23 protein-coding genes are annotated in these 24,945 nt (G+C 61.9%); 14 read left to right on the forward strand and 9 right to left on the reverse strand.

The window, feature by feature from the left end:
- Nucleotides 1–323: 323 nt before the first annotated feature.
- The 7 genes from D8U71_RS17385 to pilG form a co-directional block, all read right to left on the reverse strand.
- The gene (locus D8U71_RS17385) at nt 324–689 is read right to left on the reverse strand and encodes a hypothetical protein (RefSeq protein WP_130888295.1); all 366 of its coding nucleotides are present in this window, start codon (nt 687–689) and stop codon (nt 324–326) included.
- A gap of 480 nt (nt 690–1,169) precedes the next feature.
- Entirely contained in the window at nt 1,170–1,640 is a 471-nt protein-coding gene (locus D8U71_RS17390; RefSeq protein ID WP_071172230.1) for a chemotaxis protein CheW, read from the reverse strand.
- A complete protein-coding gene (locus D8U71_RS17395) occupies nt 1,633–7,542 on the reverse strand; it encodes an Hpt domain-containing protein (protein WP_130888296.1) in 5,910 nt (1,969 codons plus the stop codon). Before D8U71_RS17395 ends, D8U71_RS17390 begins: the two co-directional genes overlap by 8 nt.
- A gap of 11 nt (nt 7,543–7,553) precedes the next feature.
- On the reverse strand, nt 7,554–9,602 hold the full coding sequence (locus D8U71_RS17400) for a methyl-accepting chemotaxis protein (RefSeq protein ID WP_016772746.1): 2,049 nt from the start codon (nt 9,600–9,602) through the stop codon (nt 7,554–7,556).
- Between the two features lie 209 nt (nt 9,603–9,811).
- Nucleotides 9,812–10,351, reverse strand: a complete 540-nt coding sequence (locus D8U71_RS17405) for a chemotaxis protein CheW (protein ID WP_016772745.1) — start codon at nt 10,349–10,351, stop codon at nt 9,812–9,814.
- A 10-nt stretch (nt 10,352–10,361) separates the two neighbouring features.
- Nucleotides 10,362–10,727 (reverse strand): twitching motility response regulator PilH, encoded by a 366-nt coding sequence (pilH, locus tag D8U71_RS17410; protein ID WP_130888297.1) that lies wholly within the window; start codon nt 10,725–10,727, stop codon nt 10,362–10,364.
- A gap of 60 nt (nt 10,728–10,787) precedes the next feature.
- The gene (pilG, locus tag D8U71_RS17415) at nt 10,788–11,192 is read right to left on the reverse strand and encodes a twitching motility response regulator PilG (RefSeq protein WP_016772743.1); all 405 of its coding nucleotides are present in this window, start codon (nt 11,190–11,192) and stop codon (nt 10,788–10,790) included.
- Nucleotides 11,193–11,417: 225 nt separating this feature from the next.
- Here pilG and gshB point away from each other — a divergent pair, with 225 nt between their 5' ends.
- The 7 genes from gshB (at nt 11,418) to D8U71_RS17450 (ending at nt 17,714) form a co-directional block, all read left to right on the forward strand.
- Nucleotides 11,418–12,389, forward strand: coding sequence for a glutathione synthase (gene gshB / locus D8U71_RS17420; RefSeq protein ID WP_042606571.1), 972 nt, complete (start codon nt 11,418–11,420; stop codon nt 12,387–12,389).
- Nucleotides 12,390–12,523: 134 nt separating this feature from the next.
- Nucleotides 12,524–13,423 carry an energy transducer TonB gene (locus D8U71_RS17425; RefSeq protein ID WP_024014654.1) on the forward strand — a complete coding sequence of 300 codons (900 nt, stop codon included), beginning with the start codon at nt 12,524–12,526 and terminating at the stop codon, nt 13,421–13,423.
- Nucleotides 13,424–13,816: 393 nt separating this feature from the next.
- Entirely contained in the window at nt 13,817–14,389 is a 573-nt protein-coding gene (locus D8U71_RS17430) for a YqgE/AlgH family protein (protein ID WP_016772739.1), read from the forward strand.
- Entirely contained in the window at nt 14,389–14,826 is a 438-nt protein-coding gene (ruvX, locus tag D8U71_RS17435; protein WP_016772738.1) for a Holliday junction resolvase RuvX, read from the forward strand. The genes D8U71_RS17430 and ruvX overlap by 1 nt, the downstream gene beginning before the upstream one ends.
- 81 nt (nt 14,827–14,907) lie before the next feature.
- A complete protein-coding gene (pyrR, locus tag D8U71_RS17440) occupies nt 14,908–15,414 on the forward strand; it encodes a bifunctional pyr operon transcriptional regulator/uracil phosphoribosyltransferase PyrR (protein ID WP_130888298.1) in 507 nt (168 codons plus the stop codon).
- Nucleotides 15,415–15,441: 27 nt separating this feature from the next.
- Nucleotides 15,442–16,446 (forward strand): aspartate carbamoyltransferase catalytic subunit, encoded by a 1,005-nt coding sequence (locus tag D8U71_RS17445; RefSeq protein ID WP_016772736.1) that lies wholly within the window; start codon nt 15,442–15,444, stop codon nt 16,444–16,446.
- Nucleotides 16,443–17,714: a dihydroorotase gene (locus D8U71_RS17450; RefSeq protein ID WP_130888299.1), complete on the forward strand. Its 1,272-nt coding sequence runs from the start codon at nt 16,443–16,445 to the stop codon at nt 17,712–17,714. Before D8U71_RS17445 ends, D8U71_RS17450 begins: the two co-directional genes overlap by 4 nt.
- A 152-nt stretch (nt 17,715–17,866) precedes the next feature.
- On the opposite strand, the gene D8U71_RS17455 is transcribed toward D8U71_RS17450, so the two are convergent.
- Nucleotides 17,867–18,301, reverse strand: coding sequence for a TM2 domain-containing protein (locus D8U71_RS17455; protein ID WP_016772734.1), 435 nt, complete (start codon nt 18,299–18,301; stop codon nt 17,867–17,869).
- 248 nt (nt 18,302–18,549) lie between these two features.
- Between D8U71_RS17455 and D8U71_RS17460 the strand changes: the two genes are divergently transcribed.
- Nucleotides 18,550–19,167, forward strand: coding sequence for a C40 family peptidase (locus tag D8U71_RS17460; protein WP_130888300.1), 618 nt, complete (start codon nt 18,550–18,552; stop codon nt 19,165–19,167).
- A gap of 150 nt (nt 19,168–19,317) precedes the next feature.
- Here D8U71_RS17460 and D8U71_RS17465 read toward each other — a convergent pair whose 3' ends face one another.
- Nucleotides 19,318–20,352 carry a type IV pilus twitching motility protein PilT gene (locus tag D8U71_RS17465; RefSeq protein WP_016772732.1) on the reverse strand — a complete coding sequence of 345 codons (1,035 nt, stop codon included), beginning with the start codon at nt 20,350–20,352 and terminating at the stop codon, nt 19,318–19,320.
- A 56-nt stretch (nt 20,353–20,408) separates the two neighbouring features.
- Between D8U71_RS17465 and D8U71_RS17470 the strand changes: the two genes are divergently transcribed.
- From D8U71_RS17470 to D8U71_RS17495, 6 genes are all read left to right on the forward strand, one after another.
- On the forward strand, nt 20,409–21,095 hold the full coding sequence (locus D8U71_RS17470) for a YggS family pyridoxal phosphate-dependent enzyme (protein ID WP_016772731.1): 687 nt from the start codon (nt 20,409–20,411) through the stop codon (nt 21,093–21,095).
- 23 nt (nt 21,096–21,118) lie between these two features.
- The gene (gene proC / locus D8U71_RS17475; RefSeq protein WP_016772730.1) at nt 21,119–21,937 is read left to right on the forward strand and encodes a pyrroline-5-carboxylate reductase; all 819 of its coding nucleotides are present in this window, start codon (nt 21,119–21,121) and stop codon (nt 21,935–21,937) included.
- 11 nt (nt 21,938–21,948) lie between these two features.
- Entirely contained in the window at nt 21,949–22,539 is a 591-nt protein-coding gene (locus D8U71_RS17480; RefSeq protein ID WP_016772729.1) for a YggT family protein, read from the forward strand.
- Between the two features lie 254 nt (nt 22,540–22,793).
- Nucleotides 22,794–23,933 (forward strand): homoserine O-acetyltransferase, encoded by a 1,140-nt coding sequence (locus D8U71_RS17485; protein ID WP_130888301.1) that lies wholly within the window; start codon nt 22,794–22,796, stop codon nt 23,931–23,933.
- Nucleotides 23,934–23,940: 7 nt separating this feature from the next.
- Nucleotides 23,941–24,561, forward strand: coding sequence for a methionine biosynthesis protein MetW (gene metW / locus D8U71_RS17490; protein WP_024014659.1), 621 nt, complete (start codon nt 23,941–23,943; stop codon nt 24,559–24,561).
- 26 nt (nt 24,562–24,587) lie between these two features.
- Nucleotides 24,588–24,945, forward strand: a 358-nt coding sequence (locus D8U71_RS17495) for a DUF4426 domain-containing protein (RefSeq protein WP_130888302.1), incomplete at its 3' end; no start/stop codon positions are given.

Consider the following 24,945-nt stretch of genomic DNA (forward strand, 5'->3'; position numbering starts at 1 on the left):
GCCGTGGTGAATCCCGAAACGAAAAATCAACAGCCCCTCACCCTAGCCCTCTCCCGGGGGGAGAAGGAACCGATTGGGGGATGCTTGGGAATGACGCCGACCTGAACCAGCCGTGGTGAATCCAGAAATGAAAAATCAACAGCCCCTCACCCTGGCCCTCTCCCGGAGTGAGAGGGGACTGATTGGGGGATGCTTGGGAATGACGCCGACCTGAACCGGTTGTAGTGAATCCATAATCGACTCGGTCATTCAGGTCGATGTAGGACGCGAGACACCTCGGTCGGCTCCCTCTCCCTCTGGGAGAGGGCTGGGGTGAGGGGCTTTCAGTCGGTTGGCACCATTTTGTCCAGCACGCGATTCACCGCCATCTCCGCCACCATGACAATCTGCGCGATGCCCTGCAGGGTCTTGCGCTGTGAGCCGTCCACCGAGGCGGCGTGGTTGTGCAACATGACTGTCGCCGAACCAAGGGTTTCACAGGCGTCGGCCAGCAAGGACTCGGTGTCGGCTTCGGGGTTGGCCATGTACAGCGTATTGGGGATGTACGGCGGGGCCATGAAGTCGGCGGTCGGAGGGCCGAGGTAATGGTCGAGGGCACGCTCGGCGGCTTCGTGGAATTTCTTTGAGTCGGGGGATTGGTAGGGCGATGCCGGGTCTTTGGTCGGCGGGTTTGGCGTTACTTTGAACATGAGCTGTGTTCCCGTTGTTGAGCGCCAACCCCTTGGCTACTAAACGAAAGGGAGGCGACTGTACGCAGGTTAGTAGACCGGGGAACTCAGCTTAAGCCGGCGCGCCGAAGCGCCCTACGTACAGCCACCATCAAGCTCAGATGCGGAACACCTGTGATGAATGCACGACCAGCAGAATTACCGCGGGCTACTAAACCCGATCACTGGGAATCAGTGACCCGATCCAAGTTACGCAGCAAGCCCTGGGCGCACAAGCCGGCGGATTCTGGCGCAGGCGTAGGCAGCGGCGCAAGGATTTGTAGGCTGGTGCGGCGTAACACTGGGTGTCTTTAAACACAGGCGTGGCTTGATGTTGATCGTTCCTACGCTCTGCGTGGGAATGCCTCCACGGACGCTCCGCGTTCGGCTTCTGAAAGGGACGCGGAGCGTCCCGGGCTGCATTCCTTTGCTGCGCGTGGGAACGATCAGTCAAGCCTTGGATCAGCGGGCCAATCCCGCATCCACCAGTAACTGCTCCAGCCCCAACAAATCCGGCACCTTCGCCACCTGCTCGCCCACCTGCACCGCCGCCTGCTCCAGCGCACACAACGGCACATCGACATAACTCAACTGACTGTCGAGCTTGTACGACCGAGGAATCCCCTGCACCAACAGGGCGATGAATCTCAGCTCGGGCAAGCCGCCCAGCGCATTCAGAATGACGATCCGCGCCCGTTCGCCGATGACGATTTTCTGCCCGCAGGCCGATTCGAAACTGATCAGCGGAATCTGCCGCTCGCGCCACGTTACCCGGCCCAGGTACCACGGCGGCGTGTCGAGGTCGAAGGCGCTGGCCTGGTAGTCGATCAGCTCGGCGATGGCGACATTGGGCAGGATCAGGTTGCGATCGGCCAGCGGCAGCAGCAGCCCGGTAAGCTGGCTGGTGCGCGGGTTGTGCCGGTGCTCATGCATGTTTCTTGCTCCACTGGGCGATGCTCTCCAGCAACACCGATTCCTGATACGGCTTGCCGAGGTAGTCGTTGACGCCGATGGCCATGGCGCGGTCGCGGTGTTTCTGCCCGGTGCGCGAGGTGATCATGATGATCGGCAAGTGGCGCAGGCGTTCGTCGGCGCGCACCTGGGTGGCGACTTCGAAGCCGTCCATGCGCGGCATTTCGATGTCGAGCAGCATCAGATCGGGCATGTGCTCTTCGAGCAGCAGCATCGCATCGACACCGTCCTTGGCAGTCAGCACGTTCATGCCATGGCGCTCGAGCAAACGGCTGGTGACCTTGCGCACCGTCACCGAGTCATCGACGACCATGATCAGCAGCGGCTTGTGCGGCTCGCTGTCGATCTCCGTGCGCGCCGGCTCTTGCGCCAGGCGCGCCTGCATCGCGCGGATCGGTGCGAGCAGATCCAGAATCAACACCACCCTGCCGTCGCCGAGAATCGTCGCCCCCGACACGCCCTGCACCGCCGCGAATTGCGGGCCGAGGCTCTTGACCACGATCTCGCGGGTGCCGGCCATGGAGTCGACCAGCACCGCAACATGGCGGTCGTTGCAATGCACCAGCAGCACCGGCAACGGCAGGTTCTGCCCGAGCAGTTTCGGCCGTGGCGCAGTCTTCAACAGCTCGCCGAGATAGCACAGCTCATAACGCTGGCCGCCGTATTGATAACTCGGCGGATCCTGACGGAAGTGCCCTTCCAGATCATTCGGCAACACACGCACGATGCCTTCGATGGTGTTCAGCGGAATCGCGTATTGATCCTCAGCGCACTGCACCATCAGCGCGCGGTTGACCGACACGGTGAACGGCAAGCGAATACGGAAATGCACGCCCTGCCCCGGCACCGAATCGATGCTCATGCTGCCGCCGAGTTGGCGCACCTCTTCGTGGACCACGTCCATGCCGACGCCACGCCCGGAAATCTGGGTGATCTTTTCCGCCGTGGAGAAACCCGGCTGGAGAATGAACTGCAACACATCGCGGTCGCTGATCTCGGCGTCGGGCGCCAGCAGACCGCGTTTGATCGCCTTGCGCCGCACGGCTTCCAGCGGCACCCCGGCGCCGTCATCGCGGATGTCGAAAACCATGTCGCCGCCCTCGCGCGACAGATCGAGGGTGATCTGCCCTTGCGCCGGTTTACCCGCCGCCAATCGCACCTCGGCAGATTCGAGGCCATGGTCGACGGCGTTGCGCAGCATGTGTTCCAGCGGCGCGGCCATGCGCTCCAGTACGTTGCGATCCATCTCGCCATCAGCGTTGCCGACGACGAATGCGACATCCTTGCCCAGCTCTTCGGCGACCTGACGAACGATGCGTTTCAGACGCGGCACCATGCGTTCGAACGGCACCATGCGCGTGCGCATCAGGCCTTCCTGCAATTCGGTGTTGATCCGCCCCTGTTGCTGCAACAGGTTCTCCGCATCGTGGTTGCGGCGGTCGAGGGTTTCCTTGAGGTCGAGCAGGTCCGAGGCGGATTCGAACAGCGCCCGCGACAGTTGCTGGAGCTGCGAATGGCGGTCCATTTCCAGCGGATCGAAATCTTCGTAACCGAGGCGTTCGCCATCGACTTGCTGGCGGCTGAGAATGCGTCCCTGGGTTTCGGTGTCGAGGCGGCGCAACTGATCGCGCATGCGCTCGATGGTGGTTTCCATCTCGTTGAGGGCAATCTGCGCATCGTTGACCTGCTGCTCGATCCGCCCACGAAAGATCGAGGTTTCCCCGGCCAGGTTGACCAGTTCATCGAGCAGCTCGGACGAGACCTTGACCATGTCTGCGCCAGCATCGGCGGCGGGTGGCGCTGCCTCAGGCTTGATCACCGGAGCTGGCGCCGGCGGCGCTTCAACCTGCGCGGGATGGCTGAAATTCTGGATGGCGCTGATCAGCCGATCGGCCGGTGGGCACGGTTGCCCGGCGCGCACACCATCGAGCATTTGCGCCAGCCGGTCATGGCCGCGCTGCACCAGCGCGAACAGTTCGGCGGACGGTTGCAGCGCACCGGTGGAAAGGCTTTCGTAAAGAAATTCCAGCTCATGGGCGAGGTCGCCGATCGGGCCGATTTCGACCATCCGCGCGCCGCCCTTGAGCGTGTGCAGATCGCGCAGCAGGGTTTCGATTTCCTGACGGTTGCCCGGCTCGGCCTGCCAGCGCAACAGCGCGGCGCCGGAGCTTTCGATGATGTCGAAACCTTCTTCGAGGAAGATTTCCAACAGTTCCGGATCATGCCCGGCGTTGTCGTGTTCGACCGCTGCGGGGGCAGATTCGCTGGCGGCCTGGCCCTGACGCAACTGACGGATCGCGTCGATCAGATCCTGCGCCGGAGTCAGCGCTTGATGCGCTTGCAGTTGCTCCAGCATCAGCGCCAACCGCTCATGACTGTGCTGCAACAAACCTTCGAGCGCGGCGCTGTGGTTGTAGCGTCGATCGACCAGCCCTTCGTAGAGATTTTCCAGTTCCTGGGCAAGGTCGCCGACGGCCTCGACCTCGGCCATGCGCGCGCCGCCCTTCAGCGTGTGCAAGTCGCGCTGCAATGACGACAGCGGCGCGGCGTTGTCCGGGTCCTTGAGCCAGCGTTGCAAGGCTTGCCCGGCGCTGTCGAGAATGTCTACCGCCTCTTCGAGGAAGATTTCGACGATCTCGTCGTCAGGCTCGAGGGCGGCAACCGATTGCTGCAATTGGGCGGTGGCGCTGCCCAGCTCACGAATATCGAGGGTGCGACTGCCGTCGCTGCGGATCAGGCCCATCGCCGCCGGGTCGAGACCTTCGCCGAGCAGATCCTGCAAGGCGCGAATCCGCTCCGGCTGCGGGGTGATTTCCTGGCCGGCGGCGAGTTCGTCGAGCATGTTGATCAGCGCTTCGTGGGCCAGTTGCGCTTCGTGGAAGAACCGCTCGCTGACCGCCAGGCTGCTTTCTTCCACCGCGCCATACAGGTCGAGCAAGGCTTCGCACAAGCCATCGACCGGCAGCAGATCGGCAAGATGCGCGCCTTCGCCCAGAGTGGTCAGCTCATCGAGCAAGGCGCTGAGTTCCTGACGCTCGCCGGGGTGCTGCTGCCAGCGCTGCAAGAGGTTTTCCGCGTCGAGGAGGATGTCCATGCCCTGGGCGAGGAAGTTGTTGATCAGTTGCGGATCGCGCTTGAGGCGCAGGCCGCTGGCAGCGCCATCGGGGCTCGCTTGCAGGCGTTCGGCGAGCAGCGCCTCGGTGCGCTTGATCAGCGACTGCGCACCGACAATCGGCGCCAGCGGATCGTGTTTGAGCTGACGCAGGCCGACGCGGAACAAGCCCTCGGCTTCGAGCAGCAATTCAACCTCGTCCAGATCCAGCGGCAACTGATGCGCCTTGAACTCGCGGGCCAATTGATCCAGCGAAGCCGCCAGTTCGGCCATCGGCAATACGCCGGCCATCGAGGCACTGCCCTTGAGCGTGTGCAGCGCCCGTTGCAGTTCGTCGCTGGCCGGCAACGGCACCTGTTCGGCGGCCTGATCGAGAAAACGGTTGAGGCTGGCGAGGTGGGTCTCGGCTTCTTTGCGGAAGATTTCCAGCAGCAGCGGATCGAGCGCGGCGACGTCGTCGGTGTCTTCGGCAGCCAGCGGCTCATCGCCTTTGGCCAACGCGTGGGCGCGGGCGGCGAGTTGGTCGACATCGTTGCGCTGGCGCTGACGCTGGGTGGCAAATTCGTTGATCAGCTCGGGCAGCAGCAACAGCGTGTCGCCGAGCAACTGGCGCAGCACTGCGCCGGGTTCGACGCTTTGTTCGAGCACGCGATTGAGCAGGTTTTCCACCGCCCAGGCCAGTTCGCCGAGGACCAACGCGCGGACCATGCGCCCGCTGCCCTTCAAGGTGTGAAAGGCCCGGCGCAGTTCGGTCAGCGCGGCGCGGTCCTGCGGATTGGCGGTCCAGCGCGGCAGGTATTCGTGGAGGACTGCGAGAACTTCGTCGGTCTCCTCGAGGAACACTTCGCGCAGTTCATCGTCGACCGGTTCTTCATCGGCCGGCGGCGGCATCAGGCTGTCGGGGCTGTTGCGCGCCGGCGGGTTGAGCGCCGACAGCGGGCTGGCCAGCACCTCGGCCAGCGACTGCACGACGTCAGGGTCATCGAGCGCTTGCAGATCCTGCATGAGCTGCGCTTCGCTGGGGCTGAGTACCTCATCGAGCACGGGCACTTGCGCTTCGCCGGGCTGCTCGTTGGCAAAGAAGCCGAGGCTGGCGAGGCTGTTTTGCGCGACATCGAGCAGATGTTCGGCGGGTGCCTGCGGGTCGTCGCTCAGGCGTTCGAGGTAATACTCCAGGCTGCTGATCACATCAGCCAGATGATCGAGTTGTTCCCAGCCCGGTTCGTGGGCATCGAGCATCAAATGCTCGCGAATGAAACCGTTGCAGGCCTCGACCAGACTCGCTGCGCGGGCCAGCGGAATCATCGCCAGCGCGCCGCGCACCTGTGTCAGCAGATCGGGCAGCGATTGCAGATGCTGGCGGTCCCAATCGGCGTCGATGTAATCGACGATCATGTCCTTGGCCTGTTGCAGGCAGATGCGCGCTTCCTTGATCACGATCTGATGGATCTGCGTCAGGTCGGTGGTCGGCAGGCGAGCGTCTTCGGCGCTTTGCGTCTCCACCGTGCCGACCATGCCGGCCAGCGTCGCTTCGACGTAGAGCAAGGCCCCGGCGACGTCCATGAGAATGGCGTCGTTCGGTTCGCGCTGGCCTTGGGCGAGGCTGAGCACCACTGCCAGTTGGTCGATGATGACTTTGCGCGGCTGGCCGAAACCCAGTACCGCGAGGGTGTCGGCGATCTGTCGCAGCGGCGCGAGCAGGCTGTCCAGATCCGAAGCGTGCTGGCGGTCACTGCGCACGAACAGATCGAGGCGCTCCTTGACCCGCACCAGCTCTTCGCACAGCGCCGCCAGCACCGAGCGCATGGCATCGCGGTCGGGGCCGGCGAGGCGCGCGCGTTCTTCATCGACCATCGCGCTGTCGGGCAACGCGTCGTCCAGGGAGTAGCGATCTTTCATGGTCAGCATCTGCCCGGTGGGATGTTCGGCTTTGGCAATATAGAACAACAGGCTTTTCAGCAGCTCGGCCGGCGCCGGCTGGTTGAGCCCGACGATGCCCTGCTCGAGCAGGCGCTTGAGCTCTTGGTCGGCGTCCTTGAACAGGCTGCGCAGCGCCGGACTGTTGGCGATGACGCCCTCGCGCATGCCCTCGACCAATGCCGAGGCGATTTGCCACAAAGGGCTCAACGGCGCGTCGCCGCTCAGCGCTTCGAGACGGCTGAAGACTTTGGCCAGATAGCCAAGATGCGTCTGGTCGTCCTGTTCGCGCAGCAGACCGACCAGAGCCATTTGCAGCATCTGCCGCAGTTTGCGCAGCACGTTCGGCAGATCGAGCGGTTCCAGCGCGGCGAGTGCCTCGTCGCCGAGCGGCGCCAGCTCGGGCAGTGGCGGGCTGAACAGGCTGGTTTCCGCCAGCAGGCTTTCACCGCGAGCGCTGCGCAGATCGTTGATCAGCGGCAGCACCACCAGCGGCAGGTCGCGGCGGGCGCTCTGCACGCGGTCGAGGTAAAGCGGCAATTGCCCCAAGGCTTGCAGCATCAGGTGCAGGGCTTCATCGCGGTGCGGCACGCGTTGATGTTGCAGGGCTTCGACCAGATGCTCCATTTCTTCGGCGAGCAACGCTGCGCCGTAGAACTCGACCATTTGCAGGCTGCCGTGGACCTGATGAATGTACGCCAGGCACTCGTCCAGCCCGGGGAAGGCCTGCGGATCGTCGAGCACGGCTTCGATCGCCTGATGCGCCAGCTTCAGCGTTTCGGCAATTTCGCCCTTGACCCATTCCAGGGCCACGTAGTCGTGCCGATCACCCATAACCACTCCACTCACGCTTTATCTGTCGCCGCCGGCAAGGTGAAACCGGACACCGAACGACGCAACTGACTGGCCATTTTCGCCAGATTGCCGATGCTCTCGGCGGTGGCCGTGGACCCCGACGAAGTCTGCGAGGTGATCTGCTGGATCACATTCATCGTCAGCGAGATCTGCCCGGCCGAAGACGTCTGCTGCTGCGCCGCGTTGGAAATGCTCTGGATCAGCGCCGCGAGGGTCTTGGACACGCCTTCGATTTCTTCCAGGGCCACACCGGCATCCTGCGCCAGTCGCGCGCCGCGCACCACTTCGGTGGTGGTCTGCTCCATGGAAATCACCGCTTCGTTGGTGTCGGCCTGAATCGCCCGCACCAGGGTTTCGATCTGCCGGGTCGCGGCGGACGAACGTTCGGCCAGCCGCTGCACTTCGTCGGCGACCACGGCAAACCCGCGCCCGGCATCCCCGGCCATCGATGCCTGGATCGCCGCGTTGAGGGCGAGAATGTTGGTCTGGTCGGCGATGTCATCGATCAGGCTGACGATGTCGCCGATTTCCTGGGACGACTCGCCGAGGCGTTTGATGCGCTTGGCGGTGTCCTGAATCTGTTCGCGGATGTTGTCCATGCCGTGGATGGTGTTGTGCACCACCTCGTTGCCTTTGTTGGCGATCTCCACGGAACGCTCGGCCACCGCCGACGATTCGGCAGCGTTGGCCGAGACCTGATCGATGGACTCGGCCATGTCGCTGATCGCTGTCGAGGCTTCGGAAATCTGCTGCGCCTGTTGCTCCGAGGCCTGGGCCAGATGCATGGCGGTGGCCTGGGTTTCCTGCACAGCAGCGGCAACCTGGCCGGCGGTGAGGTTGATGGTCGCCACCAGATCGCGCAATTGGTCGACGGAATAGTTGATCGAGTCGGCGATGGTGCCGGTGAAGTCTTCGGTCACCGAGGCGGTCACGGTGAGGTCGCCATCGGCGAGGTCTTCGATTTCGTCGAGCAGGCGCATGATCGCGTTCTGGTTGCGCTCGTTCTTCTCGGCGGTCTCGCGCAATTGGCGATTGGTTTCGCGGACCATCACCAGACCGATGAGGATGATCGAGGCCAGCGCCAGCAAGCCCAGCACATAGCCGCCAATGGTGTCGGTGTTGCGCCCGCCGGCCAGATGCTCGAACCCGGTGGCCAGATGCGAGGCCTCGTCGAGCAGGGTTTGCGACAGGGTGAAGATGTTGCTCGCCGATTCGCGCACCTTGAACAGCTCAGGCGAGGTTTCGAGGATTTCGTCCACCGAGCCGGAAACGAACTGGAACAGCTCGGATATTTCGCTCAAGCGCGCACGGGCGTCGCGGTCTTCGACCTGGCTGATTTTCAGCGCCGGGTTGCCCTGCAACATGCCGTTGAGCACCAGACCGAAACGCGCGGCATCACGACCAAACGCGTCGGCGGCCTGCTGCGAGTTTTCGTCACCGGCGAGCACGGTGTTGACGGCACCGAGGATGCGTTCGGCGAGCAACGATTGCCGTTGCGCCATCGCTACCTGCGCCGCCGGAGCGCCGCGCTGGAGAAGGATTTCCACGACTTTTTCGTATTCGATCTGCAACTGCGGCACGGTTTCGGCCAGCGTTGCGGCGACTTGATGCAGCGACAGCACGGTCTGTTCGCTGGTGAGGATCGCATCGGTGTTTTTCAGCAGGCGCTCCCAGTCCATCTGCACCGCGCGCATTTCCGGGCGCACGGCGACGGGTGCCGGTGGCAGGCCGGTGTTCGGGTCACCCTTTTTCAGGTAACCCCAGCGCTGGGCAAAATCGTTGCGCGCATCACTGAGCAGTTTGAAGGCGGCCGCCTTGCCCGCCGCCGCTTCGGTGGCGTTCTTGGCAATGCGTTGCGAAAGCACGCGCAGTTCGCCGGCATGGCCGATGTACTGCTTGTCGTAGTTCGCCTGGGTATTGAGGTACGCGAAGTTGGCGAACAGCAGCATGATGAACACGATCAGTGCGATAAACAGCACGATGATCTGCGCGCGACTGCGCGATGCCTCTGCCGACTTGCCTGTTTTTGCTTTTGTCATCGGTCCTCGCCTATGAAACCTGCCATGGCCCTTGTGGGAGCGAGCCTTGTGGCGAGGGGATTTATCCCCGTTCGGCTGCGAAGCAGTCGCAAAAATATCGCATGCGCTGACGGTGTCAGGCATTGCAGTTTTTGGGGCCGCTGCGCGACCCAACGGGGATAAATCCCCTCGCCACATGGCCCGCGTCCACATGGGTTCTGTTGTTCGTGCTAAAGAGCCACACCCATGAACACCGGGGATCTGGCCAGTGCGAACAGGCTGAACACCCGCCAGTTCTGTTCACGGCGGAAATAGCCTTTGACGAATTCGGCCTTGGAGCCCTGGCGCTTGCTGATCGACAGCGGCTCGAAACTGCCCTGTTCGAAATGCTGCAAGCCGATGACTTCGTCGACCATTACCCCGGCGAACACGTCTTCATGCTCCACCACCAATACCCGCCGCTGTTTGCGCAGCGGCGACAGCTCATGGCCGAAGAAGCCGCACAGGTCCATGATCGGCAGCAGCCGCCCGCGCAGGTTAGCCACACCCTTGACCCACGGCTTGACCCCGGGCAACTGGGTGAAGCGCGGTTCATGCAGGACTTCGCTGACTTCGCCCATCGGCGCCACATACCAATGCTCGCCGAGGCGAAAGCCGATGCCGCTCCAGCGATCCGGGCGCGCCGCTTGCGACGGCAGGTCGGCTGCCAGCAGGCGGCAGCGCTGGTCGATCTGCCAGAGCAGTTCGAACGCGGTCAGCGATTCGTTCATGATCGCGCGATCAGCCGTTGAGTACGTTGTTCAGGGTCTTGATCAGGGTGTCTTCGTCGACCGGTTTGGTCAGGTAATCCTTGGCGCCCTGGCGGGTGCCCCAGACCTTGTCGGTCTCCTGATCCTTGGTGGTGATGATGATCACCGGGATCTGCGCCGTGTCGGCATCCTTGGTCAACTGGCGGGTCGCCTGAAAACCGTTGAGGCCGGGCATGACGATGTCCATCAGCACCGCGTCGGGTTTTTCCTGACGGGCCAGGGCCACGCCGTCGGCGCCGTTCTCGGCCTTGAGCACTTCATGGCCGTGCTTTTCGAGCATGCCGGTGAGTTTGTACATTTCAGTCGGCGAATCATCGACGATCAGGATACGTGCCATGGTCTTCCCCATTTTTCTGGTCGACTGCCGGCCCGCTGGCCGAGCGTCACTGTGCGTGTCTTACTGCGGCAAAACGGCGGCGAAGCCCGGAACATGGGCCTGGATCGCGTTGAGCAGTTCTTCTTTGCTGAACGGCTTGGTCAGAAATTGATCAGAGCCGACAATCCGCCCCTTGGCCTTGTCGAACAGACCGTCCCTGGACGACAGCATGATCACCGGCGTCGCCTTGAAGGCGCTGTTGTTCTTGATCAGGGCGCAGGTCTGATAACCGTCCAGACGCGGCATCATGATGTCGACAAAGATGATCCCGGGATGGTGGTCGGCGATCTTCGCCAGCGCATCGAAGCCGTCGATGGCGGTGATCACTTCGCAACCGACATTCTTCAACAATGTTTCGGCGGTGCGGCGAATCGTTTTCGAGTCGTCGATCACCATGACCTTCAAGGCGCTGGACTGCTGTTCCATAAGAGGGTTCTACCGTCGCCTTTGCGAATCAAATTGTCCGTTTTGCTGTGAATAATGGCCTGAAACCCTTGAAACCCATGGGGCGGCGCGATCTGCCAGCCTTTTTAGCACAGTCTCCAGATGCAATCTATCGACGGGTTTTTCCTTGACCCGAAACCCGCCCGGCGCCACTCTGGCGGCACTTTTTCAATACCGATCCGGTAGCCAAATTTCGAGGAAAACCCAATGAGCGTTCGCGTCGGGATTGTCATGGACCCTATCGCCAGCATCTCCTATAAAAAGGATAGCTCGCTGGCCATGCTGCTGGCCGCGCAGAAGCGTGGCTGGGAACTGTTCTACATGGAACAGAAAGACCTGTATCAGGCCGAAGGCCAGGCGCGGGCGCGGATGAGCCCGCTGAAAGTCTTCGCCAACCCGGACAAATGGTTCGAACTGGACGCCGAGCAGGACAAGCTGCTGAGCGACCTGGACGTGATCCTGATGCGCAAGGATCCGCCGTTCGACATGGAATTCGTCTATTCCACTTATCTGCTGGAACAGGCCGAAGCCGCTGGCGTGCTGGTGGTGAACAAGCCGCAGAGCCTGCGCGACTGCAATGAAAAGCTGTTCGCTACGCTGTTTCCGCAGTGCACGCCGCCGACCATCGTCAGCCGCCGCCCAGACGTATTGCGTCAGTTCGCCGACCATCACGGTGACGTGATCCTCAAGCCGCTGGACGGCATGGGCGGTTCGTCGATCTTCCGCCACACCGCCGGCCACCCGAACCTCTCGGTGATCCTCGAAACCCTGACCCTGCACGGCAAGCAGCAGATCATGATTCAGGGCTACCTGCCGGCGATCGTCGATGGCGACAAGCGCATCCTGATGATCGATGGCGAGCCGGTGGACTACTGCCTGGCGCGGATTCCAGCCATGGGCGAAACCCGTGGCAACCTCGCCGCCGGTGGCCGTGGCGAAGCGCGTCCGCTGACCGAGAAGGATCGCTGGATCGCCGCCCAGGTCGGCCCGACCCTGCGCGAGAAAGGCCTGCTGTTCGTCGGCCTCGACGTGATCGGCGAGCACCTGACCGAAATCAACGTCACCAGCCCGACCTGCATCCGCGAAATCGACAATGCGTTCGGCACTGACATCGGCGGGATGCTGATGGATGCTATCGAAAAGCAGCTGCAAGCTTCGAGCCGCAAGCCACAAGCTTGAAGCCGGCCAGCGTCAGCTTGAAGCTTGAAGCTGCCCCTATGCAGCTTGTCGCTTGAAGCTCGTCGCTTGCAGCTAAAAACCAACATTGCGTTATCATGCCGAGCCCAAAAAAACGCGATGTTGGTTTTTCTACGATGACTCTGCCGTCCGATCTGCCCGCTGAACTCGCCCATCGTGGCGTGCGCCCGGCCGATCGCCTCGGTTTTACCCTGTTTCTCGCGGCGCTGATTCACCTGGCGCTGCTGCTCGGCGTCGGTTTCACCATGGTCGAGCCGCAGCAGATCAGCAAAACCCTGGAAATCACCCTGGCCACCTTCAAGGCCGAGAAGAAGCCGGAAAAGGCAGATTTTCTCGCTCAGGAAAACCAGGAAGGCAGCGGCACGCTGGACAAGAAAGCCCTGCCCAAGACCACCGAAGTCGCGCCGTTCCAGGACAATCAGGTCAAAAAGGTCACCCCGCCACCCGCCGCCAAGCCAGTGGTGCAGGAAGCCGCCCCGAAGGCTGCAGTGACCACCGTCGCGCCGAAACCGAAAAAGGCGCCGACCAAGAAAGAAGAAAGCAAAACCGAAGTCAAACCGACCGTCGACGCGCCGGCGTTCGACAGCTCGCAGTTGTCCAGCGACATCGCCAGCCTCGAGGCGGAGCTGGCCAAGGAACAACAGCTGTACGCCAAGCGCCCGCGCATCCACCGCTTGAGCGCGGCCTCGACCATGCGCGACAAGGGCGCCTGGTACAAGGACGACTGGCGCAAGAAGGTCGAGCGCATCGGTAACCTCAACTATCCCGAAGAAGCCCGACGCAAGCAAATCTACGGCAATTTGCGCCTGATGGTCTCGATCAATCGCGACGGTTCGCTGTATGAAGTGCTGGTGCTCGAATCCTCCGGCCAGCCGCTGCTCGATCAGGCGGCGCAGCGCATCGTCCGCCTGGCCGCGCCGTTTGCACCTTTTACCGGCGATCTGTCGGACATCGACCGCCTGGAAATCATCCGCACCTGGAAATTTGCCCGGGGTGACAAGCTCTCCAGCAACTGAATATTTATGTGGCGAGGGGATTTATCCCCGCTCGGCTGCGCAGCAGCCGCAAAACCATTCCATATGGAGTGTCAGGCAGAACCCATCAAGCGATTCAGGGGCGCTTCGCGCCCCAACGGGGATAAATCCCCTCGCCACAGATAAATCCCTTCACCACAGATAAATCCCTTCACCACAGATAAATCCCTTCACCACAGATAAGTCCCCTAACCACAGATAAATCCCTTCACCACAGATAAATTCCCTGAGCACAGATAAATCCCCTAACCACAGATAAACTCCCTCACCACAGCAAATCCCCTCGCCACAAAAGCTCTGTTCCAATAATGGATCTGTGTTGTTGTCAGCATCTCCAGCTTGTCAGTTCGCCCCTCGAACGCCACACTAGCGCTCATGAAAAACGTCAGCCCCAGCTACCTCAAGCATCACTTCCTGATCGCCATGCCACACATGGCCGACCCGAACTTTGCCCACACCTTGACCTACATCGTCGAGCACACGGCCAATGGCGCGATGGGGCTGGTGGTCAACAGGCCGCAAGACTTGAACCTGGCCGACATCCTCGAACAGCTGCGCCCGGACATCGAGCCGCCGGCACGCTGCCAGGATGTGCCGATCTTCATCGGCGGGCCGGTGCAGACCGATCGCGGTTTCGTCCTGCACCCGGCGGGCCAAACGTTCCAGGCCACGGCGCAGCTGGACGGCGACCTGGCCCTGTCGACTTCGCAGGACGTGCTGTTTGCCATCGCTGACGGCGTCGGCCCCGCGCAGAGCCTGATCACCCTCGGTTACGCCGGTTGGGAAGCCGGACAACTGGAAGCCGAACTGGCCGACAACGCCTGGCTGACCTGCCCGTTCAACGCCGACATCCTGTTCAACACCCGCAGCGAATTGCGCCTGGAAGCAGCAGCGCGGCACTTGGGCATCGATCTCAATCTGCTCACCAGCCAGGCAGGTCACGCCTGATGGCCCTGCGCCTGATTCTCGGCTTCGACTACGGCACCAAACAGATCGGCGTCGCGGTCGGCCAGGTCATCACCGGCCAGGCCCGCGAGCTGTGCACCCTCAAAGCACAGAATGGCGTGCCGAACTGGGATCAGGTCGAAGCGCTGATAAAAGAATGGAAACCCGACGCCGTAGTGGTCGGCCTGCCGTTGAACATGGACGGCACGCCCAGCGAGATGTGCGTACGCGCGGAGAAATTCGCCCGCCGCCTCAACGGCCGCTACAACCTGCCCTTCTATACCCACGACGAACGCCTGACCACCTTCGAAGCCAAGGGCGAGCGACTGGTGCGTGGCGGGCAGAAAGGCAGTTACCGCGACAACCCGGTGGACGCCATCGCCGCTGCCCTGCTGCTGCAGGGCTGGCTCGATGAAAACACTGCATTGTTTGAATCCTGACAAGCGCTTCGGCGCTTTTCTTTTGGTTATAAACCGAGCTTCGTCCGGCAGGACGCAGCGCGGAATCACGAAGGAGCAACCATGAGCCTGCCCAATCCCGCCGATCTGATCAGCCAGATGGCGACCCGCCTCAAGGCGCACCTTGCCCAGCGTGACATCAGCGAACCGCGTTACATCGGCATCCGCACCGGCGGCATCTGGGTCGCGCAGGCGCTGCTCAAGGAAATGGCCAGCGATGCGCCACTGGGCACGCTGGATGTATCCTTCTACCGCGACGACTTCAGCCAGAACGGCCTGCACCCGCAAGTGCGCCCATCCGCCCTGCCCTTCGAGATCGAAGGCCAGCATCTGGTGCTGATCGACGACGTGCTGATGAGCGGTCGGACCATCCGCGCCGCCATGAATGAACTGTTCGATTACGGCCGCCCGGCCAGCGTCACCCTGGTCTGCCTGCTGGACCTGGACGCCGGCGAGTTGCCGATCCGCCCGAACGTGGTCGGCGCCACCCTGACCCTGGCCGGCAACCAGCGGGTCAAGTTGTCCGGCCCCGAGCCGCTGACGCTCGAACTGCAAGACGTCACCCTTTAATCCGCCCTATTGAGAGTCCCCCTCGCGATGACGCCTCTAGATACCAAGCGCCCGCTGCAGCTCAATGATCAGGGCCAGCTGCGCCACTTCCTCTCGCTCGACGGCCTGCGCCGCGAGTTGCTGACGGAAATCCTCGACACTGCCGACTCGTTCCTTGAAGTCGGTGCCCGGGCGGTGAAGAAAGTCCCGTTGCTGCGCGGCAAGACCGTGTGCAACGTGTTCTTCGAAAACTCCACGCGCACCCGCACCACGTTTGAACTGGCGGCCCAGCGCCTGTCGGCAGACGTGATCACCCTGAACGTGTCGACATCGTCGGCGAGCAAGGGCGAAACGCTGCTCGATACCCTGCGCAATCTTGAAGCGATGGCTGCCGACATGTTCGTCGTGCGCCACGGCGACTCCGGTGCGGCGCACTTCATCGCCGAGCATGTCTGCCCGCAGGTGGCGATCATCAACGGCGGCGACGGCCGGCATGCGCACCCGACCCAAGGCATGCTCGACATGCTCACCATCCGTCGGCACAAGGGCGGTTTCGAAAACCTTTCGGTGGCGATCGTCGGCGACATCCTCCATTCGCGGGTGGCGCGCTCGAACATGCTCGCGCTGAAAACCCTTGGCTGCCCGGACATCCGTGTGATCGCGCCGAAAACCCTGCTGCCGATCGGCATCGAGCAATACGGCGTCAAGGTCTACACCGACATGGCCGAAGGCCTGAAAGACGTCGACGTGGTAATCATGCTGCGTCTGCAACGTGAGCGCATGACCGGCGGCCTGCTGCCCAGCGAAGGCGAGTTCTATCGCCTGTTCGGCCTGACCACCGCACGTCTGGCCGGGGCCAAACCCGACTGCATCGTCATGCACCCGGGGCCGATCAACCGTGGCGTGGAGATCGAGTCGGCGGTGGCCGACGGCCCGCACTCGGTGATCCTCAATCAAGTGACCTACGGCATCGCGATTCGTATGGCTGTGCTGTCCATGGCCATGAGCGGGCAGACTGCGCAACGTCAATTCGAGCAGGAGAACGCCCAGTGAAGCTCAGCATTCTCGGCGCACGCGTCATCGATCCCAGCAGCGGCCTGGATCAAATCACCGACATCCACGTTGAAGCCTGCAAGATCGTCGCCCTCGGCGCCGCACCGGCCGGTTTCAGCGCAGTAGAAACCATCGATGCCCAAGGCCTGGTCGCCGCGCCTGGCCTGGTCGACCTCAACGTTGCCCTGCGCGAGCCGGGCTACAGCCGCAAAGGCTCGATCGTCAGCGAAACCCGCGCCGCTGCTGCCGGTGGCGTGACCAGCCTGTGCTGCCCGCCGAAGACCAGACCGGTGCTCGACACATCCGCCGTGGCTGAACTGATCCTCGACCGCGCCCGCGAAGCCGGCAACGCCAAGGTGTTCCCGATCGGCGCGCTGAGCAAAGGTCTCGATGGCGAGCAACTGGCCGAACTGGTCGCGCTGCGCGACGCCGGTTGCGTGGCGTTCGGCAACGGTCTGGAGAGCTTCCGCAACAGCCGCACCCTGTGCCGGGCGCTGGAATACGCGGCGACTTTCGACCTGACGGTGATCTTCAACTCGCAGGACCACGATCTGGCCGAGGGCGGCCTCGCCCACGAAGGCGCGGTCGCCAGTTTCCTAGGCCTGCCAGGCATCCCGGAAACCGCCGAAACCGTGGCGCTGGCTCGCGATCTGCTACTGGTCGAGCAGACCGGCGTGCGTGCGCACTTCAGCCAGTTGACCAGTGCTCGCGGTGTGGCGCTGATTGCTCAGGCGCAGGCCCGTGGCTTGAAGGTAACGGCGGATGTTGCGTTGTATCAGCTGATCCTGACTGACGAAGCGCTGATCGACTTCAACAGCCTCTACCACGTGCAACCGCCGCTGCGCACCCGCGCCGACCGCGATGGTTTGCGTGAAGCGGTGAAGTCCGGGGTGGTTTCGGCGATCTCCAGCCATCACCAGCCCCACGAGCGCGACGCCAAACTGGCACCGTTCGGCGCCACCGAGCCGGGCATCAGCAGTGTTGAGTTGCTGCTGCCGCTGGCGATGACGCTCGTCGAGGATGGTTTGCTCGACTTGCCGACGCTGCTGGCACGTCTCAGCGCAGGCCCGGCCGAAGCCCTGCGCCTGCCGGCGGGCAAACTGGCGGTAGGTGGTGCGGCGGATATCGTGCTGTTCGATCCGAAGGCATCGACGGTGGCCGGTGAACACTGGCTGTCGAAGGGCGAGAACTGCCCGTTCATCGGCCACAGTCTGCCGGGCGTGGTGCGCTATACGCTGGTGGATGGGCGGATTACTCACCAGGCATGACTTGCTGCTGAGGGAGATTGTGGCGAGGGGATTTATCCCCGTTCGGCTGCGTAGCAGTCGCGAAGCCATTGCACGCGGTGGAGCAAATCCACCGCGTTCTCGGATTCAGGACCGCTTCGCGGCCCAACGGGGATAAATCCCCTCGCCACTACTTACTGGAAGGCGCCGCGATTCTGCGCGTTGCGCACCGACACCTGATCGTTCAGGGTCCAGAAGTCATACAGCACACCAATAAAGAACAACCCGCCGGTCAGCAGATACAGCAAGCCGCTGATCCATTTGCCCTGATACATCCGGTGCACGCCGAACACACCGAGGAAGGTCAGCAGAATCCACGCGACGTTGTACTCGATCGGCCCGGCGGCAAAGCGCAAATCCGCTTCGCGATCCATCGCCGGGATCAGAAACAGGTCGATCAGCCAGCCAATCCCCAGCAAACCGAAGGTGAAGAACCAGATCGTTCCGGTCACCGGCTTGCCGTAATAAAAGCGGTGCGCACCGGTGAATCCGAAAATCCACAGCAGGTAGCCGATGACTTTGCTGTGAGTGTCTTTTTCTTTCACTCGGGGGAGCTGATAGCTGTTCATTAAGACCTCATTGCACTCGATAGATAAATATTCTTCATTTCTTTGTGACTTTTTTACAGGTGGCCGACGTATGGCAAATGTTACCGTTGCTAGCGCGAAACCCTTATAAAACCTGACTTCTGTCGGACAATTGCGTACTTTTTGAGCGTTTTTGGTTCCGTAGGCGGCGGAATGAATCGATGAACGGCCTCGGAACGGCAAAAAAAGCTGTTATAAAGTTGCGCGCTATCACTTATGAGCCACGCCTAATGCGATCATTTTTCAAGACATGGCTGACTATTTGCCTATTAATGCCACTGGCCGCCCACGCCACCAATCGTGAGCAACGTCTTCCCAACGTCAACGGATTCACCCCTAAATCCCATGCTTCGGCTCCTTCGAGCAAAAGCAGCAAGAGCAAGACCACCACGCTGAGCAGCAAGAGCCGCAGCAAGCTGGTGCCACCGATGGCGAGCAAGGAAAGCAGCAATGTGCTGAGCCGTGCGGTAAACGTCCTCGGTACACCTTATCGTTGGGGCGGCAGCAGCCCAAGTAAAGGCTTCGATTGCAGCGGCCTGGTGAAATACGCGTTCAACGACGCTACGTTCGACCTGCCACGCACCTCCAACGCCATGGCCAGCGGTCACGGCGAGAAAGTCGAGCGCAAGGATCTGAAGCCGGGCGATCTGATTTTCTTCAACATCAAGAGCCGTCGGGTCAACCACGTTGCCATCTACCTGGGCAACGACCGCTTCATCCACGCCCCGCGCCGTGGCAAAGCGGTGAGCATCGACACGCTGAACAAGCCGTACTGGGAAAAGCATTACGTCGTGGCCAAGCGCGTATTGCCGAAAGAACAACAGCAGATGCGCGTAGTCCAGCGCTGAGCTGTTTGATCTCCTGAATCAGCTTCAGCAGTACAGGCCTTTTCGCGAGCAGGCTCGCTCCCACAGAAGAATGCATTCCAGCTGAAGGAATGCGGTTTGATGTGGGAGCGAGCCTGCTCGCGAAGGGGCCGGCAGCCGCACCACCGACCCTCAGAAGTTATCCGGGGTGCGCGCCTTCTCCCGCGCATGCTCGCGGCTGATCAAGCCCTTGGTCACCAGATCCTTCAGGCACATATCGAGTGTCTGCATCCCCAACGACCCACCGGTCTGAATCGCTGAATACATCTGCGCCACCTTGTCCTCGCGAATGAGGTTACGGATCGCTGACGTCCCGAGCATGATTTCATGCGCCGCCACCCGCCCGCCGCCGATCTTCTTGATCAACGTCTGCGACACCACAGCCAGCAACGACTCCGACAGCATCGAACGGACCATCGATTTCTCGTCGCCGGGGAACACATCCACCACGCGGTCGATGGTCTTCGCCGCCGAGGTGGTGTGCAGGGTGCCGAATACCAGATGCCCGGTCTCGGCGGCGGTCAGCGCCAGGCGAATGGTTTCCAGATCACGCATTTCGCCGACCAGAATCACGTCCGGGTCTTCACGCAAGGCCGAGCGCAGCGCGGTGGCGAAGCTGCGGGTATCTCGATGAACTTCGCGCTGATTGATCAGGCATTTGCGCGATTCATGGACGAACTCGATGGGGTCTTCGATGGTGAGAATGTGGTGATGGCGATGGGTGTTGAGGTAATCGATCATCGCCGCCAGCGTGGTCGACTTGCCGGAGCCGGTCGGCCCGGTGACCAGCACCAGCCCGCGCGGCGCATCGGTGATCTTGCGGAAAACATCGCCCATGGCGAGGTCTTCCATGCTCAGCACTTTCGACGGAATGGTGCGGAACACCGCGCCGGCACCACGGTTCTGGTTAAAGGCGTTGACCCGAAAGCGCGCCACGCCGGGTACATCGAAGGAAAAATCCGTTTCCAGATTTTTCTCGAATTCGATGCGCTGGGTGTCGTTCATGATGTCGTAGATCAGATCGTGCACTTGCTTGTGATCCAGCGCCGGCAGATTGATCCGTCGCACGTCGCCATCGACGCGAATCATCGGCGGCAGGCCGGCCGACAGGTGCAAGTCGGAAGCGCCCTGTTTGGCGCTGAAGGCCAGCAGTTCAGTGATATCCATAGCGTCCCTCAATTCCAGTAGAATGCCGCGAACCTACAGACCGCCGGCGCCTCTTGATGTCCACGATAGCAGACAACATCCTTCAGGTTAGTTCGCGCATCCAGGCAGCGGCCAAAGCCGCGCACCGCGACGAAAACAGCATCCATTTGCTCGCCGTGAGCAAGACCAAACCCGCCCAGGCCCTGCGGGAGGCCTACGCCGCCGGCCTGCGCGACTTCGGCGAGAACTACTTGCAGGAAGCCTTGGGCAAACAGCTGGAGCTGGCCGACCTGCCCTTGATCTGGCACTTCATCGGCCCCATTCAATCGAACAAGACTCGCGCGATTGCCGAGCATTTCGACTGGGTGCACTCCGTGGATCGTCTGAAAATTGCCCAACGCCTGTCCGAACAACGCCCGGCCGAACTGCCGCCCCTGAACATCTGCATTCAGGTCAATGTCAGCGGCGAGGCGAGCAAATCCGGTTGCACCCCGGCCGATCTGCCAGCGCTGGCCGAGGCCATCAGCGCGTTGCCACGCTTGAAACTGCGCGGACTGATGGCGATTCCCGAGCCGACCGAAGAGCGCGCCGAACAGGACGCTGCCTTCGCCGCCGTACAGGCACTGCAGGCGAGCCTCGCTCTACCGCTCGACACACTGTCCATGGGCATGAGCCACGACCTCGAGTCGGCCATCGCCCAAGGCGCCACCTGGGTGCGGATCGGTACCGCGCTGTTTGGCGCCAGAGATTATTCCCAGTCTTGAACGTTTCCAGATAAGGACCACACATGAGCAACACACGTATTGCGTTTATCGGTGCGGGCAACATGGCGGCCAGTCTGATTGGCGGCTTGCGCGCCAAAGGTCTGGAAGCGGCGCAGATCCGCGCCAGCGATCCGGGCGAAGACACCCGCGCCAAAGTCAGCGCCGAACACGGCATCGAAACCTTCGCTGATAACGCCCAGGCCATCGACGGCGTCGATGTCATCGTGCTGGCGGTCAAGCCACAGGCGATGAAAGCCGTGTGCGAGGCGATTCGCCCGAGCCTCAAGCCCAATCAACTGGTGGTTTCGATCGCCGCCGGCATCACCTGCGCGAGCATGACCGCGTGGCTCGGCGAACAGCCAATCGTGCGCTGCATGCCCAATACTCCGGCGCTGCTGCGTCAGGGTGTCAGCGGTTTGTACGCGACCAGCGAAGTGAGCGCCGAGCAGCGCCAGCAAGCCGAAGAGCTGCTGTCCGCCGTCGGCATTGCGCTGTGGCTGGAAGAAGAACAGCAACTGGACGCAGTCACCGCAGTGTCCGGCTCCGGCCCGGCGTACTTCTTCCTGCTGATCGAAGCGATGACCGCCGCCGGCGTCAAACTTGGCCTGCCAAAAGAGATCGCTGAGCAACTGACCGTGCAGACTGCTCTGGGCGCCGCGCACATGGCGGTGTCCAGCGATGTCGACGCCGCCGAACTGCGTCGCCGCGTGACCTCGCCGAATGGCACCACGGAAGCTGCGATCAAATCATTCCAGGCTGGCGGCTTCGAAGCGCTGGTTGAAACCGCACTCGGCGCCGCCGCGCACCGCTCGGCCGAAATGGCCGAACAACTGGGCAAATAAAGGAGCCTTACATGATCGGATTGAATACCGCAGCGGTTTACGTGCTGCAAACCCTCGGCAGCCTGTACCTGCTGATCGTGCTGCTGCGCTTCGTCCTGCAACTGGTGCGGGCGAACTTCTACAACCCGCTGTGCCAGTTCGTGGTCAAGGCCACTCAGCCGCTGCTCAAGCCTTTGCGCCGGATCATCCCGAGCCTGTTCGGCCTCGACATGTCGTCGCTGGTGCTGGCGATTCTGGTGCAACTGCTGCTGATGGCGCTGACCCTGCTGCTGACCTACGGCACCACTGGCAACCCGCTGCAACTGGTGATCTGGTCGCTGATCGGCGTCACCGCGCTGTTCCTGAAGATTTTCTTCTTCGCCCTGATCATCAGCGTGATCCTGTCGTGGGTCGCACCGGGCAGCCACAATCCGGGCGCTGAACTGGTCAACCAGATCTGTGAACCGGCGCTGGCACCGTTCCGCCGCTTCCTGCCGAATCTCGGTGGCCTGGACCTGTCGCCGATCTTCGCCTTCCTTGCACTGAAATTGATCGACATGCTGGTGATCAACAATCTGGCGGCGATGACGATGATGCCGGAGATTCTGCGTTTGCTGATGTGAGGTGAGAGGGATTGGCGCTCGGCTTGATATGGCGTCGTCTGCGCCCCTCACCCCAGCCCTCTCCCAAGGGAGAGGGAGCCGATTTGTGTTGAGCTCAAGATTGGAGTTCGACTCGCAATTATCAGGTCGGCGCAGTTCGACAGAACACCTTGGTCAGTCCCCTCTCCCTGTGGGAGAGGGTTAGGGTGAGGGCTGCTTGCCGCTAACCCCCCCGGTCTTTAGACTTACGCCTCATTTCAACGAGAGCAGGGTCGATGCCAACTGCCTTTCCCGCCGATTCTGTTGGTCTGGTAACGCCGCAAACCGCGCATTTCAGCGAACCGCTGACGCTGGCCTGTGGCCGTTCGCTGGCCGCTTATGACCTGATTTATGAAACCTACGGCACGCTGAACGCCCAGGCGAGCAACGCCGTGCTGATCTGCCACGCGCTGTCCGGTCATCATCACGCCGCTGGTTATCACAGCGTCGACGACCGCAAGCCCGGTTGGTGGGACAGCTGCATCGGCCCCGGCAAGCCGATCGACACCAACAAGTTCTTTGTGGTCAGCCTGAACAACCTCGGTGGCTGCAACGGCTCCACCGGCCCGAGCAGTATCAACCCGGAAACCGGCAAGCCGTTCGGCGCCGATTTCCCGGTGCTCACCGTGGAAGACTGGGTGCACAGCCAAGCGCGTCTGGCTGACCTGCTCGGCATCCGCCAGTGGGCAGCGGTGATCGGCGGCAGCCTCGGCGGCATGCAGGCCCTGCAATGGACCATCACCTACCCGGATCGCGTACGTCACTGCTTGGCGATCGCCTCGGCGCCTAAATTGTCGGCGCAGAACATCGCCTTCAACGAAGTCGCGCGTCAGGCGATCCTCACCGATCCGGAATTCCACGGTGGTTCGTTCCAGGAAGCGGGCGTGATCCCCAAGCGGGGGCTGATGCTGGCGCGCATGGTCGGCCACATCACCTATCTGTCCGACGACTCCATGGGTGAGAAATTCGGCCGTGGCCTGAAGAGCGAAAAGCTCAACTACGACTTCCACAGCGTCGAGTTCCAGGTCGAAAGCTACCTGCGTTACCAGGGCGAAGAATTCTCCGGGCGCTTCGATGCCAACACCTACCTGTTGATGACCAAAGCGCTGGATTACTTCGATCCAGCGGCTAACTTCGACGACGACCTGGCGAAAACCTTCGAAAACGCCACGGCCAAGTTCTGCGTGATGTCGTTCACCACCGACTGGCGCTTCTCCCCGGCGCGCTCGCGGGAACTGGTGGATGCGCTGATGGCCGCGCGCAAGGACGTCAGTTATCTGGAAATCGACGCGCCGCAAGGCCACGACGCCTTCCTGATTCCGATCCCGCGTTATTTGCAGGCGTTCGGCAATTACATGAACCGCATTTCGTTGTGAGAAAGCCATGAGAGCTGATCTGGAAATCATCCAGGAATGGATCCCCGCCGGCAGCCGCGTCCTCGACTTGGGTTGCGGTGACGGCGAGCTGCTGACCTGGCTGCGCGACAACAAGAACGTCACCGGTTATGGCCTGGAAAACGACGCTGACAACATCGCCGAGTGCGTGGCCAAGGGCATCAACGTCATCGAGCAGGATCTGGACAAAGGCCTGGGCAATTTTGCCAGCAACAGTTTCGACATCGTCGTCATGACCCAGGCCCTGCAAGCGGTGCATTACCCGGACAAGATCCTCGACGAAATGCTCCGGGTCGGCCGTCAGTGCATCATCACCTTCCCCAACTTCGGCCACTGGCGCTGCCGCTGGTATCTGGCGAGCAAGGGCCGCATGCCGGTCTCGGAATTCCTGCCCTACACCTGGTACAACACGCCGAACATCCACTTCTGCACCTTCGAGGATTTCGAAGAACTGTGCCGCGAACGTGATGCGAAGGTCATTGATCGGCTTGCCGTGGATCAACAGCACCGCCACGGGTGGGCCAGTAAGCTATGGCCTAATCTGTTAGGTGAAATCGGTATCTACCGCGTCAGCAGTCCGCAGTTGGCGGACCACCGAGTCGCGGTCTGAGCCTGGGCATTTGAAGGAGCACGAACATGAGTCGTCTAGCGTTGCTGTTACTCACCGCCTGCCTGAGCGCCAGTGCCATGGCGGCGGACGTCATCAAAGGTGAACGCAAGGAAACCTTCGGCGACATCACGGTGCACTACAACACGTTCAACTCGACGTTCCTGCAACCGGACATCGCCAAGGCTGCCGAGCTGATCCGCAGCAAGAACCAGGGCGTGATCAACGTCTCGGTGGTCAAGGACGGCAAACCGGTGATCGCCAGCGTCACCGGCACGATCAAGGACCTGACCAGCAACAGCGTGGCGCTGAAATTCCGCCAGGTCACCGAACAGGGCGCGATCTACTACATCGCCCAGTACCCGGTGCCGCAGCAGGAAACCCGCA

It is taken from the genome of Pseudomonas sp. Sample_21 (genome assembly GCF_004307525.1).
Lineage (GTDB): Bacteria > Pseudomonadota > Gammaproteobacteria > Pseudomonadales > Pseudomonadaceae > Aquipseudomonas > Aquipseudomonas atacamensis.

Coding starts and splice junctions, on each gene's coding strand:
- D8U71_RS17385 (WP_130888295.1), bottom strand. CDS start 689: ATGTTCAAAGTAACGCCAAACCCGCCGACCAAAGACCCGGCATCGCCC.
- D8U71_RS17390 (WP_071172230.1), bottom strand. CDS start 1,640: ATGCATGAGCACCGGCACAACCCGCGCACCAGCCAGCTTACCGGGCTG.
- D8U71_RS17395 (WP_130888296.1), bottom strand. CDS start 7,542: ATGGGTGATCGGCACGACTACGTGGCCCTGGAATGGGTCAAGGGCGAA.
- D8U71_RS17400 (WP_016772746.1), bottom strand. CDS start 9,602: ATGACAAAAGCAAAAACAGGCAAGTCGGCAGAGGCATCGCGCAGTCGC.
- D8U71_RS17405 (WP_016772745.1), bottom strand. CDS start 10,351: ATGAACGAATCGCTGACCGCGTTCGAACTGCTCTGGCAGATCGACCAG.
- pilH (WP_130888297.1), bottom strand. CDS start 10,727: ATGGCACGTATCCTGATCGTCGATGATTCGCCGACTGAAATGTACAAA.
- pilG (WP_016772743.1), bottom strand. CDS start 11,192: ATGGAACAGCAGTCCAGCGCCTTGAAGGTCATGGTGATCGACGACTCG.
- gshB (WP_042606571.1), top strand. CDS start 11,418: ATGAGCGTTCGCGTCGGGATTGTCATGGACCCTATCGCCAGCATCTCC.
- D8U71_RS17425 (WP_024014654.1), top strand. CDS start 12,524: ATGACTCTGCCGTCCGATCTGCCCGCTGAACTCGCCCATCGTGGCGTG.
- D8U71_RS17430 (WP_016772739.1), top strand. CDS start 13,817: ATGAAAAACGTCAGCCCCAGCTACCTCAAGCATCACTTCCTGATCGCC.
- ruvX (WP_016772738.1), top strand. CDS start 14,389: ATGGCCCTGCGCCTGATTCTCGGCTTCGACTACGGCACCAAACAGATC.
- pyrR (WP_130888298.1), top strand. CDS start 14,908: ATGAGCCTGCCCAATCCCGCCGATCTGATCAGCCAGATGGCGACCCGC.
- D8U71_RS17445 (WP_016772736.1), top strand. CDS start 15,442: ATGACGCCTCTAGATACCAAGCGCCCGCTGCAGCTCAATGATCAGGGC.
- D8U71_RS17455 (WP_016772734.1), bottom strand. CDS start 18,301: ATGAACAGCTATCAGCTCCCCCGAGTGAAAGAAAAAGACACTCACAGC.
- D8U71_RS17460 (WP_130888300.1), top strand. CDS start 18,550: ATGCGATCATTTTTCAAGACATGGCTGACTATTTGCCTATTAATGCCA.
- D8U71_RS17465 (WP_016772732.1), bottom strand. CDS start 20,352: ATGGATATCACTGAACTGCTGGCCTTCAGCGCCAAACAGGGCGCTTCC.
- D8U71_RS17470 (WP_016772731.1), top strand. CDS start 20,409: ATGTCCACGATAGCAGACAACATCCTTCAGGTTAGTTCGCGCATCCAG.
- proC (WP_016772730.1), top strand. CDS start 21,119: ATGAGCAACACACGTATTGCGTTTATCGGTGCGGGCAACATGGCGGCC.
- D8U71_RS17480 (WP_016772729.1), top strand. CDS start 21,949: ATGATCGGATTGAATACCGCAGCGGTTTACGTGCTGCAAACCCTCGGC.
- D8U71_RS17485 (WP_130888301.1), top strand. CDS start 22,794: ATGCCAACTGCCTTTCCCGCCGATTCTGTTGGTCTGGTAACGCCGCAA.
- metW (WP_024014659.1), top strand. CDS start 23,941: ATGAGAGCTGATCTGGAAATCATCCAGGAATGGATCCCCGCCGGCAGC.